This window comes from Mycolicibacterium arcueilense (assembly GCF_058536225.1).
In genome coordinates this window covers 355,985-374,734 of record NZ_JBZTYL010000022.1, presented here as the reverse complement: position 1 = coordinate 374,734, position 18,750 = coordinate 355,985, and the positions used below count along the sequence as shown (strand labels likewise).

Annotated in this window: 17 protein-coding genes; 4 read left to right on the top strand and 13 right to left on the bottom strand. The window is 67.7% G+C overall.

Annotation, left to right across the window (positions count from 1 at the left end; translation table 11 throughout):
• Positions 1-294 precede the first annotated feature (294 nt).
• Together tyrS and AC4LGL_RS22870 are read right to left on the bottom strand one after the other, a co-directional pair.
• Positions 295-1,581, bottom strand: a complete 1,287-nt coding sequence (gene tyrS / locus AC4LGL_RS22875) for a tyrosine--tRNA ligase (RefSeq protein ID WP_491840753.1) — start codon at positions 1,579-1,581, stop codon at positions 295-297.
• 27 nt (positions 1,582-1,608) lie between these two features.
• Complete coding sequence (locus tag AC4LGL_RS22870) at positions 1,609-2,220, bottom strand: DNA-3-methyladenine glycosylase (RefSeq protein WP_491840774.1); 612 nt, start codon at positions 2,218-2,220, stop codon at positions 1,609-1,611.
• Positions 2,221-2,300: 80 nt separating this feature from the next.
• Here AC4LGL_RS22870 and AC4LGL_RS22865 point away from each other — a divergent pair, with 80 nt between their 5' ends.
• Genes AC4LGL_RS22865 through AC4LGL_RS22855 form a run of 3 tightly spaced genes read left to right on the top strand, consistent with a single transcriptional unit; the run spans position 2,301 to position 4,471 of the window.
• Positions 2,301-3,086: an ABC transporter ATP-binding protein gene (locus tag AC4LGL_RS22865; protein ID WP_491840752.1), complete on the top strand. Its 786-nt coding sequence runs from the start codon at positions 2,301-2,303 to the stop codon at positions 3,084-3,086.
• Complete coding sequence (locus tag AC4LGL_RS22860; RefSeq protein ID WP_082939847.1) at positions 3,011-3,838, top strand: ABC transporter permease; 828 nt, start codon at positions 3,011-3,013, stop codon at positions 3,836-3,838. Before AC4LGL_RS22865 ends, AC4LGL_RS22860 begins: the two co-directional genes overlap by 76 nt.
• A gap of 6 nt (positions 3,839-3,844) precedes the next feature.
• Positions 3,845-4,471, top strand: coding sequence for a TetR/AcrR family transcriptional regulator (locus AC4LGL_RS22855; protein WP_055114699.1), 627 nt, complete (start codon positions 3,845-3,847; stop codon positions 4,469-4,471).
• Here AC4LGL_RS22855 and AC4LGL_RS22850 read toward each other — a convergent pair.
• The 3 genes from AC4LGL_RS22850 to AC4LGL_RS22840 all read right to left on the bottom strand — a co-directional run bounded on the left by AC4LGL_RS22850 (position 4,454) and on the right by AC4LGL_RS22840 (position 8,288).
• Positions 4,454-4,672 (bottom strand): Trm112 family protein, encoded by a 219-nt coding sequence (locus AC4LGL_RS22850; RefSeq protein ID WP_055120282.1) that lies wholly within the window; start codon positions 4,670-4,672, stop codon positions 4,454-4,456. The genes AC4LGL_RS22855 and AC4LGL_RS22850 overlap by 18 nt on opposite strands.
• Before the next feature lie 9 nt (positions 4,673-4,681).
• Positions 4,682-5,215, bottom strand: a complete 534-nt coding sequence (locus AC4LGL_RS22845; RefSeq protein ID WP_491840751.1) for a hypothetical protein — start codon at positions 5,213-5,215, stop codon at positions 4,682-4,684.
• A 76-nt stretch (positions 5,216-5,291) separates the two neighbouring features.
• Positions 5,292-8,288 carry an acyl-CoA synthetase gene (locus AC4LGL_RS22840; protein ID WP_491840750.1) on the bottom strand — a complete coding sequence of 999 codons (2,997 nt, stop codon included), beginning with the start codon at positions 8,286-8,288 and terminating at the stop codon, positions 5,292-5,294.
• Positions 8,289-8,441: 153 nt separating this feature from the next.
• Here AC4LGL_RS22840 and AC4LGL_RS22835 point away from each other — a divergent pair, with 153 nt between their 5' ends.
• Positions 8,442-10,235: an ABC-F family ATP-binding cassette domain-containing protein gene (locus tag AC4LGL_RS22835; RefSeq protein ID WP_491840749.1), complete on the top strand. Its 1,794-nt coding sequence runs from the start codon at positions 8,442-8,444 to the stop codon at positions 10,233-10,235.
• Here the strand turns inward: AC4LGL_RS22835 and argH are convergent.
• Genes argH through argC form a run of 8 tightly spaced genes read right to left on the bottom strand, consistent with a single transcriptional unit; the run spans position 10,232 to position 18,581 of the window.
• Positions 10,232-11,659 carry an argininosuccinate lyase gene (argH, locus tag AC4LGL_RS22830; RefSeq protein WP_491840748.1) on the bottom strand — a complete coding sequence of 476 codons (1,428 nt, stop codon included), beginning with the start codon at positions 11,657-11,659 and terminating at the stop codon, positions 10,232-10,234. The genes AC4LGL_RS22835 and argH overlap by 4 nt on opposite strands.
• Positions 11,660-11,664: 5 nt before the next feature.
• Positions 11,665-12,864 carry an argininosuccinate synthase gene (locus AC4LGL_RS22825; protein ID WP_491840747.1) on the bottom strand — a complete coding sequence of 400 codons (1,200 nt, stop codon included), beginning with the start codon at positions 12,862-12,864 and terminating at the stop codon, positions 11,665-11,667.
• A gap of 23 nt (positions 12,865-12,887) precedes the next feature.
• The gene (locus tag AC4LGL_RS22820; RefSeq protein WP_491840746.1) at positions 12,888-13,364 is read right to left on the bottom strand and encodes an arginine repressor; all 477 of its coding nucleotides are present in this window, start codon (positions 13,362-13,364) and stop codon (positions 12,888-12,890) included.
• 1 nt (position 13,365) lies between these two features.
• On the bottom strand, positions 13,366-14,292 hold the full coding sequence (argF, locus tag AC4LGL_RS22815; protein ID WP_055114710.1) for an ornithine carbamoyltransferase: 927 nt from the start codon (positions 14,290-14,292) through the stop codon (positions 13,366-13,368).
• Positions 14,289-15,464, bottom strand: a complete 1,176-nt coding sequence (locus AC4LGL_RS22810) for an acetylornithine transaminase (RefSeq protein WP_491840745.1) — start codon at positions 15,462-15,464, stop codon at positions 14,289-14,291. Before AC4LGL_RS22810 ends, argF begins: the two co-directional genes overlap by 4 nt.
• Positions 15,461-16,339 carry an acetylglutamate kinase gene (gene argB / locus AC4LGL_RS22805; RefSeq protein WP_491840744.1) on the bottom strand — a complete coding sequence of 293 codons (879 nt, stop codon included), beginning with the start codon at positions 16,337-16,339 and terminating at the stop codon, positions 15,461-15,463. Before argB ends, AC4LGL_RS22810 begins: the two co-directional genes overlap by 4 nt.
• On the bottom strand, positions 16,336-17,550 hold the full coding sequence (argJ, locus tag AC4LGL_RS22800; RefSeq protein WP_491840743.1) for a bifunctional glutamate N-acetyltransferase/amino-acid acetyltransferase ArgJ: 1,215 nt from the start codon (positions 17,548-17,550) through the stop codon (positions 16,336-16,338). Before argJ ends, argB begins: the two co-directional genes overlap by 4 nt.
• The gene (gene argC, locus AC4LGL_RS22795) at positions 17,547-18,581 is read right to left on the bottom strand and encodes an N-acetyl-gamma-glutamyl-phosphate reductase (RefSeq protein ID WP_491840742.1); all 1,035 of its coding nucleotides are present in this window, start codon (positions 18,579-18,581) and stop codon (positions 17,547-17,549) included. The genes argJ and argC overlap by 4 nt, the downstream gene beginning before the upstream one ends.
• Between the last annotated feature and the right edge of the window lie 169 nt (positions 18,582-18,750).

The following is an 18,750-nucleotide window of genomic DNA, read 5'->3' as shown; positions in this document are numbered from 1 at the left end:
CGGGAAAAAGAGCGTGGCCAAAAACAACAAACAAAAACCACCAAACACACTATTGAGTTCTCAAACAACACGCCCGAGTTTGTCGCGCAGAAATCCCGCGGCTAAAAGCCGCTGAGTTTCTGCGGGCAGTGAGAATACCCACCGTAATGGGTGTCTCTCTCGGATTTCGTCTTCGCTCCCCGGCGCTTGTCCGTGTCGCTCTGACCTGGAATAAGTTACGTGAGCGCTAACAGCGAGTCAAATCGCCAGGTCGCTGCGACGTTTTCCCAGGTCAGAGCGCGACTTCCGGATGCGCTAGCCGCCGGTGCGCTCGACGCCGGCAATGTGCCGCTTGCCACGTCGCAACACGAGCCAACGCTCATGCAGAAAATCGGAATGCTGTGGTAACCACTCGTCGCTTTCAATGCGAATGTTGTTCACGTACACCCCGCCCTCGGCGACATTGCGGCGCGCGGCCCCCTTACTTGCCGCCAACCCGGTGCTCACCAACAAATCCACGATCGAATCCGGGCCGCCCGGCTTCAGCTCGGCTACCTGCCCACTACTGGCTTCGCGCAGCGCGGCGCCGAGCGTCGATCCGTCGAGGTCCGCCAACTCACCACGACCGAACAACGCCTGGCTGGCCAGCTCGACCGCCTTCGTCGCCCCTTCCCCATGCACCAACGTGGTGAGTTCACGCGCCAACCGCTTCTGCGCGGCGCGTTCATGCGCACGGTTCTTTGTGGCGTCCTCGAGCTCGCTGATCTCCTCCGGCGACAGAAAGGTGAACCACCGCAGGTAACCGATGACGTCGGCATCGGCGGCATTCACGAAGTACTGGTACCAGGCGTACGGGCTGGTCATCTCGGGATCGAGCCACACGTTGCCGCCGCCGGTCGACTTGCCGAACTTCTTACCTTCGGAGTCGGTGACCAGCGGTGTCGTCATCGCATGCACGGTGGCGCCCAGCTTCTGGCGCACCAATCGGGCGCCGGCGACGATGTTGCCCCACTGATCGGAGCCACCGATCTGCAATGCGCAACCATGCCGCTGGTGTAGCTCCACGAAGTCGTTGGCCTGCAGCAGCATGTAGCTGAACTCGGTGTAGGAAATACCGTCGCCTTCGAGCCGGCGGCGGACCGTCTCCCGATCCAGCATCACGTTCACCGAGAAGTATTTTCCCAGGTCGCGTAGGAATTCGATGGCCGAGAGCTGGCCTGTCCAATTGAGGTTGTTCTCGACGATCGCACCGGTCGGGCTGTCGTCGAATTCGACGAACCGCTCCAACTGACCGCGAATGCGTCCGGCCCAGTCCGACACCGTGTCGGCGGTGTTCAGAGTGCGCTCCCCCGTGTCGCGAGGGTCACCGATCATCCCGGTCGCCCCACCGGCGAGCACGATCGGCCGGTGCCCGGCACGTTGGAACCGCCGCAACGTGAGCAACGGAACCAGGTGGCCTGCGTGCAGGCTGGGCGCGGTCGGGTCGAAGCCCGAATAGACGGTCATGGGGCCTTTGGCCAGGTCGTTCGCCAACGCATCGCGGTCGGTCGACTGGGCGATCAGCCCACGCCAGTCCAGCTCATCCAGGATTCCCATGCTCATGACGACGATCATGCCGCATTGCGCAGGTCAATCACTGGTGCCGGGCGCAGGCGCACGCGGGCTGCGCCGATACGCGGAGACCTCTCCCCGGCCGGCAATCCAGAACCGCCACCGCCGGTCGGCGGCCTTACTCACGCCCACCCGTGGGCCATCGACCCCCGGGACCGCATCGCCCAGCGTCAACCGCACCGGGCTGTCGACATCGAAGAGGTCAATCCCGTTGTCCTCCATAGCGATTCCCAAGGCAGAGCACAGATTTCCCGGCCCTCTCGCCAACGCAACGGGGAGCACCGCAGGCCCCCGGCGCCGCGCGGCCACCTCGGTGCCGGCACTCACCACCGCAGCACGCAGCAGGACCGCGCCCGCCACACCGTCGTATCCGCAGACCACATTTGCGCAGACATGAATGCCATGGCTGCGGTAGGTGTACAGGTGTCCGGGCGGGCCGAACATCACGAGATTCCGCCCGCCTGCACCGCGAAACGAATGCGAGGCAGCGTCGGGCCAGGGGCCGTCTGGCGGGCCGCCGTACGCCTCGACCTCGACGATGACGGCGCGAACACCGCGTCCGGTCAGCTCGGCCCCCAACAGCCGACGGGCTGCGAACAAGGGGTCACCAGCCAACAGCTCGGTGCCTATCTGCAAGCCCACCCGAGCGATTTTGCACTCCGCAACATCCACCGTTGACACCGGCCATACGTGGGCGCATTATTCATCACATGATGACTTCATCGATCGATGAATTCTCGACCGGTTTCCCGTCCAACGCCGCCGCCCCCGCCGTCGACATCACCGGACTGCAGGTCAGCCGTGGTGGACGTCCCGCGATTCGAGACCTCTCGGTGCGGATCTCCCGTGGTGCCATCACCGGCCTGCTCGGCCCGTCAGGCTGCGGCAAAACCACCCTGATCCGCAGCATCGTCGGGACCCAGATCATCGAGGCGGGCACCGTCACGGTGCTCGGACACCCCGCCGGTACGGCACCGCTGCGCCACCGCGTCGGATACGTCACGCAGGATCCGACGATCTACAACGACCTGCGGGTCATCGACAACGTCCGCTACTTCTCCGCGCTGTACGGCACGTCGGCGGACTCGGCGGCCGGCGCCATTCGGGCGGTCGGACTCGACGATCACCGCACCGCGTACTGCGGCAACCTCTCCGGAGGGCAACGGACCCGGGTGTCGCTCGCCTGCGCCCTGGTGGCCGAACCCGAACTCCTGGTGCTCGACGAGCCGACCGTCGGCCTCGACCCGGTCCTGCGCGTCGACCTGTGGGAACAGTTCAACGAACTGTCACGGCGCGGAACAACCCTGCTGGTTTCCAGTCACGTCATGGACGAGGCCGACCACTGCGGCGACCTGCTGCTCATGCGCGAAGGCCGATTGCTTGCCCACACCACCCCTGACCAGCTACGGAAGGACACGGAATGCACGTCCCTGGAGGAAGCGTTTCTCACCGTCATCCGGCGCAGCGCCACAGCCGAGCACAGCCGAGCCGATTGAGCCCGGCCGCCTACCTGGCCACCACCGGACGGATCCTGCGACAGCTCGCCGCCGACCATCGCAGCGTGGCGATGATCCTGTTGGTCCCCAGCCTGATCATCACGCTGATGTACTTCATGTTCCAGAACGCACCGCACGCGCCCGGGCAACCGACACCGTTCAACAATGCCTGCCTGATCATGCTCGGCGTCTTCCCGCTCATCGTGATGTTTCTGATCACCTCGATCACCATGCAGCGCGAACGTGTCTCGGGAACTCTCGAGCGCATTCTGACCACCCCACTGCGGCGGTTCGATCTGCTCGCCGCCTACGGCACCGCGTTCTCGATCGCCGCCGCGGCGCAGGCCACCCTCGCCTGCGTCGTCTCGTTCTGGTTCCTCGGACTCCACACCGAGGGCAGCCCCATTCTGGTGTTCCTGATCGCGATCATCAACGCCGTACTCGGCGTCGGTCTGGGGCTGTTGTGCAGCGCGTTCGCCCGCACCGAGTTCCAGGCCGTGCAGTTCATGCCGGTGGTGATCGCGCCCCAGCTGCTGTTGTGCGGCATCATCGTGCCGCGGGCCGCGCTGCCGGACTGGCTGCAGTGGATCAGTAACGTGCTACCGGCCAGCTATGCACTCGAAGCCCTGCAGCAGGTCGGCGCCCATGCTGAGCTGACCGCCATCGCGGCACGCGACATCGCGATCGTGCTCGGCTTTGCGGCGCTGGCACTGTGTCTGGCCGCGGCCACCCTGCGCCGTCGAACCCCCTAGGAACCCGTGAGCACCGACGTCGACTCCAGCAGAGAACGCAAACGGCCCGGCCGCCCGGCCGGACCATCGGACAAACGCGAGCGCATTCTGACCAGTGCGCGAGAATTGTTCGCCCGCAACGGAATCGACAAGACATCGATCCGCTCCATCGCCTCCGATGCCGGAGTGGACGCGGCACTGGTGCACCACTACTTCGGCACCAAGACCCAACTATTCGCCGCGGCGATCCACATTCCCATCGATCCGATGACCGTGATCAGCCGGCTCAAAGAGGTGCCGGTCGACCAGATCGGACACACGCTGCCGTCAATCCTGTTGCCGCTGTGGGATTCCGAGATCGGCAAGGGCTTTGTCGCGACGCTGCGCTCCATCCTGGCCGGCAACGACGTATCGCTGGTCCGGTCGTTTCTCCAGGACATCATCATCGGCGAAATCGGGCCACGGGTGGACAACCCGCCCGGCAGTTCCCGGATCCGCATCCAGTTCGTCGCCTCACAACTGGTCGGGGTCGCGATGGCGCGTTACATCCTGGAGCTCGAGCCCTTCGCCACGCTGCCGGCGGATCAGATCGCCGAGACGATCGCACCCACCCTGCAGCGCTATCTGACCGGTGACCTACCCGGACTCCCCTGACCCGGCCAGCTCCATCAACCGCCGGTGCTCGGCGTCATCCTCGATGGCCACGGCCTCGTCGACCAGAAGGACCGGGATGCCGTCCTCGATCCGGTAGGCGCGCCGCAACCGGGGGTTGTAGAGCCAGTCCGTTCCGGCCAGCAGCAGTGGCCCGCGGTCCTGCGGGCAGACCAGGATGCTCAGAAGCTTGTCGTCGACCACCACGTGAAGTTAGCCCAGCGGGATCTGGATGCCGCCACTCGGGCCGGGCTGTCCCCCGCCCCCGCCCGGAATCGGAGCGATACCGCCCGGGAACTGGCCCACCCCCGGGTTGAGTCCACTCTGCTGCGGAATCTGTGCCTGGGACTGTGCCTGCAACTTGCGTTGGTAGGACAGCGTGCTCTTGAGGGCGTTGATCAGCGGGACCTGGTTGGGGCGCTTGTCGAGGGCCTTGGTGATCGCCTCACGGTTGGCGTTCGACGGCTTGTAGCCCTGCTGACGCAGCTTCAGGATGTCGTGGATCAGTGTCGAGATCTGGCCGCCGCCCTCGCCGGTGTCGTAATCCTTGGCGATGATGGACAACGCCTCGTCGGCGGTCATCTGCGGGGCCGCCGGAGCGGCCGACCCGGGTGCATCCGCGGCCGGGGTCGGCTGAGCGGGGTCGGCGGCAGCCGTCGGCGCACCCGCGCCCACCAGCAGGCCCAGGACCAGCGCACCGCCGGTCATGACCCGACGCCAGCTGTTCGCACCCGATCCCGATGTCATCGATCCTCCAGTCGTTCTGCCGTCCGCCGGAGCGTAACAGCGCGTTCTGGCCCCGGCATCCCGTCCGGCGTCGCTGTTAGTCGGCGTCGGCCTCGTCGTCGGCGCCGCCGGCGACCAGTTCGGCCCGGCTGGCCGCGGTCAATTTCTTGTACGTCCCTGTATCGGCGTCGAGGTACCAGCAGTTACGCCGGCCGGATTTCGGGATGCCCGCGGCCCGCAACGGCGCGACGAGCGGACGGTACGACGCACCGAGTTCCATGTCGGCCACCACGTGCACCACGTCGGGCGGGTTGCCGGCGGCCAGATCCTCCAGGGCGAGCGACAGATCGGCGGTAGGGACGCTGCCGCCGGGGCGCAGCGCCAGGGCTGTCACCGCCAACTGCCGGCCCGACTCCTCGATGCCGTAGGTCACCGACATGTCGACCGCGTCGAGCCGGCCGACCGCGTCGTTGACGCTTGTCGCGAACACCGGGCCTCGCTCGGTCCGGATCACCGCACCACGGTTGTCGACCAGCCAGTAGTCACCGTCCTCGTCGCGACGGAACAGGAACTCGGTGGACACCCAGGTGTCGGCCGGCGCGAAGACACCGCGCTTGACCACGGCCGTCGGATCGACCGGGCCACGCGGGTGAGCCAGCAGCACACCCACCTCGTTGGCCTCGGCCTTGCGCACGAACCCCTGCTCGTCTTCCAGGATCAGGTCGTCGTCGGCGTCGTAGGCGGCGAGTTCGACGGTGCCGCCGCCGGGCAACGGCCGGCCCTTGCTGCCGATCTTGGCCCCGGACACATTGGCCAGCACGGCCTGTCCGTCTGTGGTGGCGAAGAACTCCACGACCTGCGCCGGCTCGAACACGTCGACCACGCGCTTCCACAACCCGGCCGGCATGCCGGATCCGATGAACAACCGAACCGGGTGATTTCCGGTGAGCGAGAACGACGGATCGTCGATGACCTCGCGCAGCATCGCCCAGGTGTAGGACACGACGGTGACGCCGTACTGCCGGATCTCCTGCAGGAACCGGTCGGGCTGCAGTCCGCGCGACAGCGCGATGCGTGAACCACCGACCACGGCACCGCCCAGGCTGACCAGCAGACCGGACTGATGATGCAGCGGGGTCAGGCAGTAGACCGTGTCGCCACGGCCCAGATTCGCCGCCGACGCGGTGCCGAACGCGGACAGGGCCCATCGGAAGTTGGTGATCTGGCGGGCCACGAGCTCCCCGCCGACCTCGCTGAAGGCGACGAAAGCCAGGTCGCGTGCGAGGCCCGGGTTGGGCCGGTACCAGCCGGGCAGTTCGACGACGTCGGGGTCGATCTTCTCCATATCGACGACCGCGGCGACGTCGTCCGTTTCCTCTGGCAGATCGAGGTCGCGGCTCTCACCGCCGCCGAGGACCAGCACGCGCATGTCCAGCTTGCGGGCCACATCGAGATGGCTGGGGTCGGCGATGATCTCGGCCACGCCACCGAGACGGGCCGCCTCGGCCAGGTCCGCCTCCGGCAGCAGCACGGCCACCGCTCCCAGCCGGGACAGCGCCGCGATGGCGACCAGGGCACTGGGCCGGGTGTCCATCAGGACGCCGACCCGGGCGCCCTGGCGCACACCGACGTCGATCAGTCCGTGCACCACATTGTTGATCCGGCGATCCACGGCCTCGTAGGTATGCACGCGGCCGTCGAACAGCAGCGCCTCGCCGTTGGGGGCGCTGCGGGCCTGCTCGCTCATGATCCGGCCGAGCGAGATCCGGGTGTGATCGTTGACCTGACCCAACCGGGCCAACCGGGGCAGCGTGCGAGCCGTCTCGATGACCAGGGTCCGGGCGTTCTTGTTCGCCGTCACCAGCGCCTCGGCGGCCGAGCGGGCCACGCCGAACGCCATCTCGGTGGCCGCGGTCGCGCCGTGGGTGACGCGGGTGGAGAACGACACTCCGCCCTCGGGATGATCCGCCGGCTGCGACCCCATCGGCACCACGCCGTCGGGCTTCTGTTCTCCGCCGAGCCATTTCACCCACTGCGCCACTGTCGGCCAGGTCTGGGTCGAGGCCTTGGACCCCACGACCAGGCCGAAATGTCCTGCCCTGATCAGGTATTCGTAGACGTCCGCGTCCGGTGCGGCCCGTTTGATGCCGCGCACCGCGGCCGGTTGGCCGATGTCGTCGACCTCACCGATCACCGCCAGGATCGGGCAGTCGATGTCGGAGAGCGTGACCAGGTCGCCGTGGACGGAGAAGCCGCCGGTCATCATCCGGTTGTGCGCGATGAACTGCTTGAGCAGTTCGGCGATCGCCGGCCCGGACCAGGCGATCCAGCCGTCCGACGACAGGAAGCGGCGCTGCTGCTCACGCGGCAGCAGGGCTTCGCGGTCGTGCAACTGACGCAGGAACTCCAGCCGCGACTGCGCGGTCTTGATCGGGTCGAGCATCTGGAAGCCGGTGCGCGCCAACCAGCCCGGGATATCGATGCGACTGAACACGTGATCGGCCATGAAGTCCGCCGCACCCGCGGCGACCCCGGCCGGAAGGTTCATCGGCAACGCGGCCAGGGTGTCGACCGGGGATCCGAATGCGATGATGCTCGCCAGATCCTTGGACCGCCGGTAAGCAGCGACCTGGTAGGCGAACATCCCGCCCTGCGAGTAGCCGGCCAGGTGCACGTCGCGACCGGTGACCTCCTTGACGATGTCGATGGCCTCCGACAACGCCACCACATGGTCGGCGAGGTTGCGCTGCATACCGCCCTCGACCTTGTCGGGCGAGCCGAAGTCGATGACCCACGGGTCGACACCCGCGGCGTGCAGGATGCCGACCGCACCGTCGTCGCGCGTCACGTCCCACATGTCGGCCGACATCATCATCGGATGCACCATCAGCACCGGGGGACGTGGATCCTGGGCACCGGGGCGGGCGTCAGGCGGGAAGTACCGCCGCAGCCGGTACATCGGCACACTCTGGATGATCTGGAACGGTGACGGGACCGCACCGGTCTCCAGGCCTCCGTAGCGCAGTACCTCCAGACCGTTCTGCGCGGTTGCCAGCAACCGCTCGACCGGTTTGGTCACTGCCGAGAAATCCACCAGTTTGCTCCCCACCTGACAACTCACCCGACCCCCGATTGACGTCGTCATCATGGCATAACAGCAACCAATCGCCGATGTGATCACCGCGATGCCGACAGTGGCCCCCTGCGATGCCGGTTTCGCGGGCGCCGGACGATAGGGTCGGCGGCGATGGCACACCTGCTCGGGGGCGAAACCCTGCATCTGGAGTACCCCGCCGGGGTGGTGTTCGACGCGGTCACCGTCGGCGTCAGCGAAGGCGACCGGATCGGCATCGTCGGCCGCAACGGCGACGGCAAATCCAGCCTGCTGGCCATGCTGGCCGGCAGACTCGAACCCGATTCCGGACGGGTCACCGTGCGCGGTGGCGTGCGGATCGGCGTACTCGATCAGGCCGACACCCTCGACGACACCGACACGGTCGGCCACGCCGTGGTCGGCGACGTGCCCGAACACGAGTGGGCCGGCGACCCCCGTGGGCGCGATGTCATCGCGGGACTGCTCGCAGACCTGCCGTGGGACGCCCGACTCGGCACGCTGTCGGGCGGTCAGCGGCGCCGGGTGGCTCTGGCCAGGCTGCTCGCCGGCGATCACGACGTGCTGGCGCTCGACGAGCCGACCAACCACCTCGACGTGGAGGCGATCACCTGGCTCGCCGCGCACCTCAAGAAGCGCTGGTCCGCGTCGTCCGGCGGACTGCTGGTGGTGACGCACGACCGCTGGTTTCTCGACGAGGTCTGTACGACCACATGGGAAGTGCACGACCGCATCGTCGAACCGTTCGACGGCGGCTACGCCGCCTACATCCTGCAGCGGGTGGAACGCGACCGTCAGGCGGCCACGATCGAGGCGCGCAGGCAGAACCTGGCCCGCAAGGAACTGGCCTGGCTGCGTCGCGGCGCTCCGGCCCGTACCTCGAAGCCGAAGTTCCGTATCGACGCGGCCAACGCACTGATCGCCGACGTGCCCGAGATCCGGGACAAGGTCGCACTGCAGTCCCTGGCAGTGTCCCGGCTCGGGAAGCAGGTCGTCGACCTGTTGGACGTGTCGGTGAGCTACGGCGACCGCGAGGTGCTGCACCAGGTCGAGTGGAGGATCGCCCCGGGTGAGCGCACCGGGATCCTCGGCGTCAACGGCGCCGGAAAATCGACGCTGCTCGGCCTGATCGACGGCTCGGTGCAACCGACCTCCGGACGGGTCAAACACGGTAAGACGCTGCAGGTGGCGACCCTCACCCAGACCGTCGACGAGCTTGAGCCACACCTCGGCGATCCGGTGCGGACAGTACTGGCCAACCTGCGCACGACATATGTGTTCGGCAGCGGGTCGAAGGCCCAGGAACTCACGCCCGGGCAGTTGCTCGAGCGCCTCGGGTTCTCAAGCGCCCAGTTGTCGACACCGGTCAAGGACCTCTCCGGCGGACAGCAACGTCGCCTGCAACTGCTGTTGATCCTGCTGGCACAACCCAATGTGCTGATCCTCGACGAACCCACCAATGACCTGGACACCGACATGCTCTCCGCCATGGAGGATCTGCTCGATTCGTGGCCCGGCACGCTGATCGTGGTGAGCCACGATCGCTATTTTCTGGAGCGGGTCACCGATCAGCAGTACGGGATCCTCGGCGGGCATCTGCGGCATCTGCCGGGCGGGGTGGACGAGTACCTGCGGTTGCGGGCTGCCCATGGGTCGGAGACCGGCGCAGCACAGGCAACTGCTGCCGGCACTGCACCGGACGGGCTGTCCGGCGCCGAGTTGCGGGCCGCGCAGAAGGAGGTGTCCGCCCTGGAACGCCGGCTGGAGAAACTGCAGGAACAGATCAACCGGTCCCGGACGGCGATGGCGGACCATGACCAGTCCGATTTCGAGGGACTCGCGGTCAAGGTGGCCGCCATCCGCGCGCTCGAGGACGAAGTCGCCGAGGTCGAGGAACGCTGGTTCGAACTCGGCGAGCAGATCGGCTAGCGGCGCAGCCGGATCCGCAATTCCTCAGCGGTCTTTCGGACCACGCCGAGCTGCTTGGCGACCTGAACCGGTGACGTACCGCCACGCGCACTGCGCGCGTTGACCGACCCCTCCACGGTCAGCACCTCGCGCACCTGCGCGGTGAGCGCGGGGTTGATCGCGCCGAACTCGTCGTCGGTGAGTTCGTCTAGCCCGACCCCGCGCCCCTCGGCGACGCGCACGGCCTCCCCCGCGGCCTCATGGGCAACCCGGAACGGAACCCCTTGGCGGACCAGCCATTCGGCGATATCGGTGGCCAGCGTGTAACCGGCAGGTGCCAGCGCGGCCATCCGTTCTTCGTCGAAGGTCAGCGTGCCCACCAGGCCGGCCATCGCGGGCAGCAACAGCTCCAACTGGGCCACCGAGTCGAAGACCGGCTCCTTGTCCTCCTGCAGATCCCGGTTGTAGGCCAGGGGCTGCGCCTTGAGCGTGGCCAGCAGGCCCGTGAGGTTGCCGATCAGGCGTCCTGACTTGCCGCGGGCCAACTCGGCGATGTCCGGGTTCTTCTTCTGCGGCATGATCGAACTGCCGGTCGACCAGGCGTCGTGCAAGGTCACGTAACCGAATTCGGTGGTGCTCCACAGGATGATGTCCTCGGCGAGCCGGGACAGATCCACCCCGATCTGAGCGAAGACGAAAGCCGCCTCGGCCGCGAAATCGCGGGCCGCGGTGGCGTCGACGGAATTGTCTGCCGCCGAGGCGAATCCGAGATCCGCGGCAATCGCATCGGGATCCAGGCCCAGCGAGGAACCGGCCAGTGCCCCGGAACCGTAGGGCGAGACGGCGGTGCGGTCGTCGAAATCGGCGAGCCGGTCGACATTGCGCAGCAGCGGATGAGCGTGCGCCAGCAGATGGTGCGCGAGCAGGATCGGCTGCGCGGCCTGCAGGTGGGTCTTGCCCGGCATGATGGCCGTCGGATGCGCGGCGGCCTGCACCGCCAACGCGTTGACCACCTCGAGCACGCCGTCGGCCACCCGGCGGACGGCGTCGCGCAGCCACATCCGGAACAGCGTGGCCACCTGGTCGTTACGCGAACGTCCGGCCCGTAGCCGGCCGCCGAGATCCGGCCCGACCCGGTCGATCAGGCCGCGCTCCAGAGCACCGTGCACATCCTCGTCGGTGACCAGCGGCCCGAAACTGCCGTCGGCGACGTCGGAACCCAGGCTGTCCAGGCCCGCGAGCAGCCCGTCCCGCTGCTCATCGGTGAGCAGGCCGGCCCGGTGCAGAACTCGGGCGTGGGCCTTCGACGCGGTGACGTCGTACGGCGCCAGCACCCAGTCGAAATGGGTCGACTTGCTCAGTGCGGCAAGGGCTGCCGAAGGACCGTCGGCGAACCGGCCGCCCCACAGCGATCCTTCGTTGGTGGTTCCGTCGTTGGTGCTCATGTCACTTACAGGCCCAGGTCGCGCTTGGCCGAGATCTTGGAGCTCAGACCGTGCAGCTGCACGAAGCCCTTGGCCGCGCTCTGGTCGAAGCTGTCGCCCTCGTCGTAGGTGGCGAGGTTGAAGTCGTACAGCGACTCACCGGACCGGCGACCGTTGACGATGACGCTCCCGGCATGCAGAACGAGCCGGATGTCGCCGGAGACGTGCTCCTGCGTGTGCTCGACGAACACCTCCAGCGACCGCTTCAGCGGGCTGAACCACAGGCCGTCGTAGGTGAGCTCGCCCCACTTCTGGTCGACGCCTCGCTTGTACCGGCCCAGCTCGCGCTCAAGCGTCACGTGCTCGAGCTCGGTGTGCGCGGTGATCAGCACCATCGCCCCCGGGGCCTCGTAGATCTCGCGGCTCTTGATGCCGACCAGCCGGTCCTCGACCACGTCGAGCCGGCCCACGCCCTGGGCGCCGGCCCGGGTGTTGAGCTCCTGGATGATCTCCAGCACGGACAGCGGACGACCGTCGATCGCCATCGGGCGGCCCTTGTCGAAGCTGATGATCAGCTCGTCGGGGGCGTTGAAGTTGACCGTCGGGTCCTGGGTGTAGTCGTAGACGTCCTTGGTCGGGGCGTTCCACAGGTCCTCGAGGAACCCGGTCTCCACCGCGCGGCCCCACACGTTCTGGTCGATCGAGAACGGCGAACGCTTGGTGACGTTGATCGGGATCGCGTTCTCCTCGGCGAACGCGATGGCCTTCTCGCGGGTCCAGGCGTAGTCGCGGACCGGGGCGATGACGTCGAGTTCGGGTGCGAGGGAAGCGAAGCCGACCTCGAAGCGCACCTGATCGTTGCCCTTGCCGGTGCAGCCGTGCGCGACGACGGTGCCGCCGTGGCTGCGGGCAGCGTCGACCAGATGCTTGACGATCAGCGGGCGGCTGATGGCCGACACCAGCGGGTAGCGATCCATGTAGAGCGCGTTCGCCTTGATGGTCGGCAGGCAGTATTCGTCGGCGAACTCGTCACGGGCGTCGACCACGACAGCCTCGACCGCACCGCAGTCCAGGGCACGCTGCCGGACGACATCCATGTCCTCGCCGCCCTGGCCGAGATCTATGGCGACGGCGACGACCTCTTTGCCGGTCTCCTTGCCGATCCAGCTGATCGCGACCGAGGTGTCCAGACCTCCGGAGTACGCCAGGATGACGCGTTCGGACATGAGCAATCTCCTTGTTTTGGGCTCTATTTCAAGTTCTCGATGGTTTTGGCAAGTTCGGCCCCGGTCATCGGGTCGCGCGCCACCATCAGGATGGTGTCGTCACCGGCGATGGTGCCGACCACATACGGCAGGGCGGCGCGGTCGATCGCGCTGGCCAGGTAATGCGCCGCCCCGGGCGGGGTGCGCAGCACGGCAAGGTTAGCGCTGGCGTCGGTCGATACCAGCAAGTCCCCCAGCAAGCGGGTCAACCGTTCGGTGCCACCGGACACACCCCGCACCGGGCTGCCGTCCTCGGGCACCACATACACACCGACGCCGCCGTCGGCGCCACGCAGTTTCACCGCGCCGAGCTCCTCCAGGTCCCGCGACAGCGTGGCCTGGGTGACCTCGATGCCCTCCTGGCCCAGCAGGGCGGCCAGTTCGGTTTGGCTGCTCACCTGCCTGGCCGACAGGAGGGCGATGATGCGGGCCTGACGGCCGGCGCGGGTCGGTGCGCTCACGTCAGGCTCGCTCCAGCAACCACACCAGCATGGCCTTCTGCGCATGCAGCCGGTTCTCGGCCTCGTCGAACACCGCGCTCTGCGGCCCGTCGATCACCTCGTCGGTGATCTCGTGACCGCGGTGCGCCGGAAGGCAGTGCAGCACAATGGCTTCCGGGTCGGCACGCTTGAGCAGGTCGGCGTTGACCTGGAACGGACGGAACGGCCGCACCCGGTCGAGCCCGTCGTTCTCCTGGCCCATCGACGTCCAGGTGTCGGTGACGAGCACGTCGACCCCGTCGACCCCGGCCTGTGCGTCATCGGTGACGGACACGGTTGCTCCAGTTTCACTGGCGCGGCGCTTGGCGGCCTCGACGAAGTGCGGGTCCGGTTCGAATCCGGCCGGCGCGGCGATGGTGACGTGGATGCCCGCGGTGACCCCGCCCAGCATCAGCGAGTGCGCCATGTTGTTGGCCCCGTCGCCCAGGTACGTCATCCTCAGGCCCTTGAGCTCGCCCCGGCGCTCGGCCAGCGTCTGCAGGTCGGCCAGCACCTGGCACGGGTGGAATTCGTCAGACAGCGCGTTCACGATCGGAACCGTCGATCCCGAGGCCATGGCCGTCAGCCGCTCCTGGGCGAAGGTGCGCCACACGATGGCGTCGACGTAGCGGGACAGCACTGCGCCGGTGTCCTCGAGGGTCTCCTCGCGGCCCAGCTGGGTGCTGCGGCCGTCGACCACCACGGCGTGGCCGCCGAGCTGGGCGATGCCCATCTCGAACGAGAACCGGGTGCGGGTCGAGTTCTTCTCGAAGATCACCGCGACGCCGCGCGGGCCCTCGAGCGGGCGCCGCGAGAACGGTGCCTTCTTGAGTTCGGCGGCCAGGGCGAGCACCTCGGCCTGCTCATCGGGTGACAGGTCGTCGTCGCGCAGGAAATGCCGGATGGTCATGAAGCAGCCTCCACAGCGGTGTCGAGAACGGCGGGCAGAGCGGACAGGAACGTCTCGATCTGCGGTTCGGTGATGATCAGGGGCGGCGCCAGCCGGATGACGTCCGCTGCAGCGGCATTGACCAGGAATCCGGCGTCGCGCGCGGCGGCCTCGACGGCCTTGGCGCTCGGTGCGGTCAGCACCACGCCCTGGAGCAGGCCCTTGCCGCGCACGTGGTCGACGAGCGGGTGGCCCAACTCCTCGATGCCGTGGCTCAGGGTCTTGCCGAGCACCCCGGCGCGCGCGACCAGGTCACCGTCGGCGAGCGCCTTGAGCACCGCCAGCGCGGCGGCGGTGCACACCGGGTTGCCTCCGAACGTGCTGCCGTGCAGTCCCGGGGTGAGCAGATCACCGGCCGCGCCGATGGCCAGGCAGGCGCCGATCGGAAGCCCGCCACCCAGGCCCTTGGCCAGCGTGACGATGTCGGGGGTGATGCCGTCGTGCTGGTGCGCGTAGAACGCACCGGTGCGCCCGACGCCGGTCTGTACCTCGTCGAGAACCAGGAGTGCGCCGTGTTTTGCGGTGATCTCCCGGGCTTTCGCGAGGTAACCGGCCGGCGGGACGACGACGCCGCCCTCCCCCATGATCGGCTCCAGGAACACCGCGGCGGTGTCCGAATCGACTGCGGCGGCAAGGGCTTCGGAATCCCCATAGGGCACATGGGTGACGTTGCCCGGCAGCGGCTCGAACGGGGCCTGCTTGGCGGGCTGGCCGGTGAGCGCCAGCGACCCCATCGTGCGGCCGTGGAAGGCTCCCTGGGCGGCAACGATGTTCGTCTTGCCGGTGAGCCGGGTGATCTTGAAGGCGACCTCGTTGGCCTCGGTGCCCGAGTTGCAGAAGAACGCCCGCGCCTGGGTTCCGAGGTGCCCGACCAATGCCTCGGCCAGCGCGATGCCCGGCTCGGTGGCGTACAGGTTGGAGGTGTGGCCCAGCGTGTTGAGCTGTGTGGTGACGGCCTCGATGACGCCCGGGTGGCGGTGCCCGAGCAGGTTGACGGCGATACCGCCGAGCAGGTCCAGGTAGGACTTGCCGTCGGTGTCGGTGACCACCGCTCCGTCACCGCTGGCCAGCGCCAACGGCGGGGTGCCGTAGTTGTTCATCATCACCGCTTCCCAGCGGTCCTGGAGGGTCACTTCGCCACCACCTTGGTTCCGGTTCCTTCATCGGTGAAAAGTTCGACCAGCACACAGTGTTCGACGCGTCCGTCGATCACGTGCGCACTCGGCACCCCGCCGGCCACCGCGCGTAGACAGGCTTCGATCTTGGGCACCATGCCCGATTCGAGCGTGGGCAGCAGCTGGGTCAGGGCCTCGGTGTCGATCTCGCTGACCAGCGAGGAACGGTCGGGCCAGTCGGTGTAGAGCCCCTCCACGTCGGTCAGCATGACCAGCTTCTCGGCACCCAGCGCCTCGGCCAGTGCCGCGGCCGCGGTGTCGGCGTTGATGTTGTGCACCACGCCGTCGACATCCGGCCCGATGGTCGAGACGACCGGAATCCGTCCTGCCGCAATGAGATCCAGCAGCGACCCGGCGTTGACGTGCTCGACGTCGCCGACCAGCCCGATGTCGGTGGCCACACCGTCCACGGTGACGCTGCGTCGCACCGCGGTGAACAGATGCGCGTCCTCACCGGTCAGGCCCACCGCGTAGGGACCGTGGGCATTGATCAGGTTGACCAGTTCCCGGCCCACCTGACCGAACAGCACCATGCGCGCCACGTCGAGCACCTCGGGCGTGGTCACCCGGAAGCCGCCCTTGAAATCACCTGCAATGCCCAGCTTCTTGAGCATCGCGCTGATCTGGGGCCCGCCGCCGTGCACCACCACCGGGTGGATGCCGCAGTTGCGCAGGAACACCATGTCGGCGGCGAACGCCGCCTTGAGGGTGTCGTCGGTCATGGCGTTGCCGCCGTACTTGACGACGACGATCTTGCCGTGCAGTTGCTTGAGCCACGGCAGCGCCGAGGCGAGCACCTGGGCCTTGACGCCGCGCTCGATGGCCTGGCTCATGAGCTGTAGGCCGAGTTCTCTTCGACGTAGGCGTGCGAGAGGTCGGTGGTCCTGATGGAAGCTTCGTGCGAGCCCACACCCAGGTTCACCACCACGGCGATGTCTTCGCCGGACAGGTCGACGTCGCGGGCACCTGGCGCGCCCGAACCGTCGACGCACACCGGAGAACCGTTGAACGACACGCTGATCCGTTCCGGGTCCAGCTTCACCGGCGCGATGCCGACAGCGGCGAGCACCCGGCCCCAGTTGGGATCGGAACCGAACAGCGCGGTCTTGACCAGGCTGTCGCGGGCGATGACACGGGCGGCGACCAGTGCATCGTCCTCGGTTTCGGCGCCGGTCACGGTGATGACGACGCGCTTGGTGACGCCTTCGGCGTCGGCCTGCAGCTGTGCGCACAGGTCGTCACAGACCCGCAGCACGGCCTCGTTGAGATCGTCCTGGCTCGGCGCGATCTCGCTGGCGCCGGACGCGAGCAGCAGCACGGTGTCGTTGGTCGAGCAGCTGCCGTCGACGTCGAGCCGGTCGAAGGTCAGCGCTGTCGCCCGCCTCAGCGCGGTGTCGAGTGCCGCGCTTTCAGCGACGGCATCGGTGGTCAGCACCACCAGCATGGTGGCCAGCGACGGCGCGAGCATGCCGGCGCCCTTCGCCATCCCGCCCAGGGTCCAGTTGTCCCCCGACTCCACCGAATGGTGCAGCGCAACCTGTTTCGGCACGGTGTCTGTGGTCATGATGGCCCGGGCTGCGTCGTCGCCGCCGGTCAGTCCTCCGGCGATCTCGTGCACGATCTCGGTCACGCCGGCCAGCACCTTGTCCATCGGCAACCGGTCACCGATCAGGCCCGTCGAGCACACGGCAACCTCGATGGCACCGGTCTCGGTGCCCCAGTCACTCAGCGCGGTGGCCACGGCCTCGGCGGTGGCGTGGGTGTCCTGGAAACCCAGTGGGCCGGTACAGGCGTTGGCACCGCCCGAGTTCAGGATCACGGCACGTAGCCGGCCGCTGGTCAGCACCTGCTGCGACCACTGCACCGGTGCAGCCTTGATCTTGTTGCGGGTGAACACGCCGGCCGCGGCGTAATCCGGCCCCTCGTTGAAGACCAGCGCCAGGTCCGGTGCGCCGGATGCCTTGATACCGGCGGCGATTCCGGCCGCCCGGAAGCCCGCGGGAGCGGTGACACCCTGGGAGCGGACCAGCTTGGTTTCGGTCACGGCGCTACTCCCACGATCGACAGTCCTTCGGTTTCGGGCCAGCCCAGCGCCAGGTTCATCGACTGCACCGCGGCGCCGCCGGTGCCCTTGGTCAGGTTGTCGATGGCGGCGATGGCCACCAGTGCCTTCGCCTGTTCGTCGACCGCGACCGCGATCTGCGCGGCGTTGCTACCGATCACCGAACTGGTCTTGGGCAGCTGCCCCTCGGGCAGCAGGTGAATGAACGGCTCTGCGTCGTAAGCCTTTTCGTAGGCTGCCCGGATCTCGGCCTCCGAAGCCTCGGTGCGGGCGGTGCAGGTCGCCAGGATGCCGCGGGAAGTAGGGATCAGCACCGGGGTGAAGGAGACGGTGACGTCTTTGTCGGTCACCGAACGCAGGCCCTGGGCAATCTCGGGGGTGTGCCGGTGCTTACCGGCGATGTTGTAGGCACGTGCCGAGCCGATCACCTCGGCGCCCAGCAGGTCGACCTTGGCGGACTTTCCCGCGCCCGAGGTGCCGCTCACGGCGACGACCGTGACGGCCGGTTCGACGAGGTCGGCGGCGACGGCGGGCAGCAGCGCCAGCAGCGCCGCCGTCGGATAGCAGCCCGGCACCGCGATGCGCTTGGCGCCCTTCAGCCGGTCCCGGGCCCCGGGCAGTTCCGGCAGACCGTAGGGCCAGCTGCCCGCGTGTGCCGAGCCGTAGAACTTCTCCCAGTCGCCGGCGTCGGTCAGCCGGAAGTCGGCGCCGCAGTCGATGATCAGCGTGTCGGGGCCGAGCTGTTCGGCCAACGCCGCGGAATGACCATGCGGCAGGCCCAGGAACACCACGTCATGACCGGTCAGCACCTCGGCGTCGGTGGGTTCCAGAACCCGCGAGGCCAACGGCAACAAGTGCGGGTGATGCTCGGCCAGCGTGGTTCCGGCGCTGGAGGCCGCGGTCAGCGCCCCGATGGTCAACCGGCCGTCAGCGTAGGCCGGGTGCCCGAGCAGCAATCGCAGGATCTCTCCGCCGGCGTAGCCGCTGGCGCCGGCGACCGCTATCGAAGTCATGCAGCAATTCTGCATTGTTATGCATGCAGATGCAAACTCATTAATTCATCCCGTGCGAGCCTGCGCGTCTGCACCTCAACACGCCGTTACCCACCGACCTCATGCGCACGTTCACGATGATTCGAGCGTGCGCGGAGTAGGCAAGTTCGACGGTGTTTCGCCAGCAGAC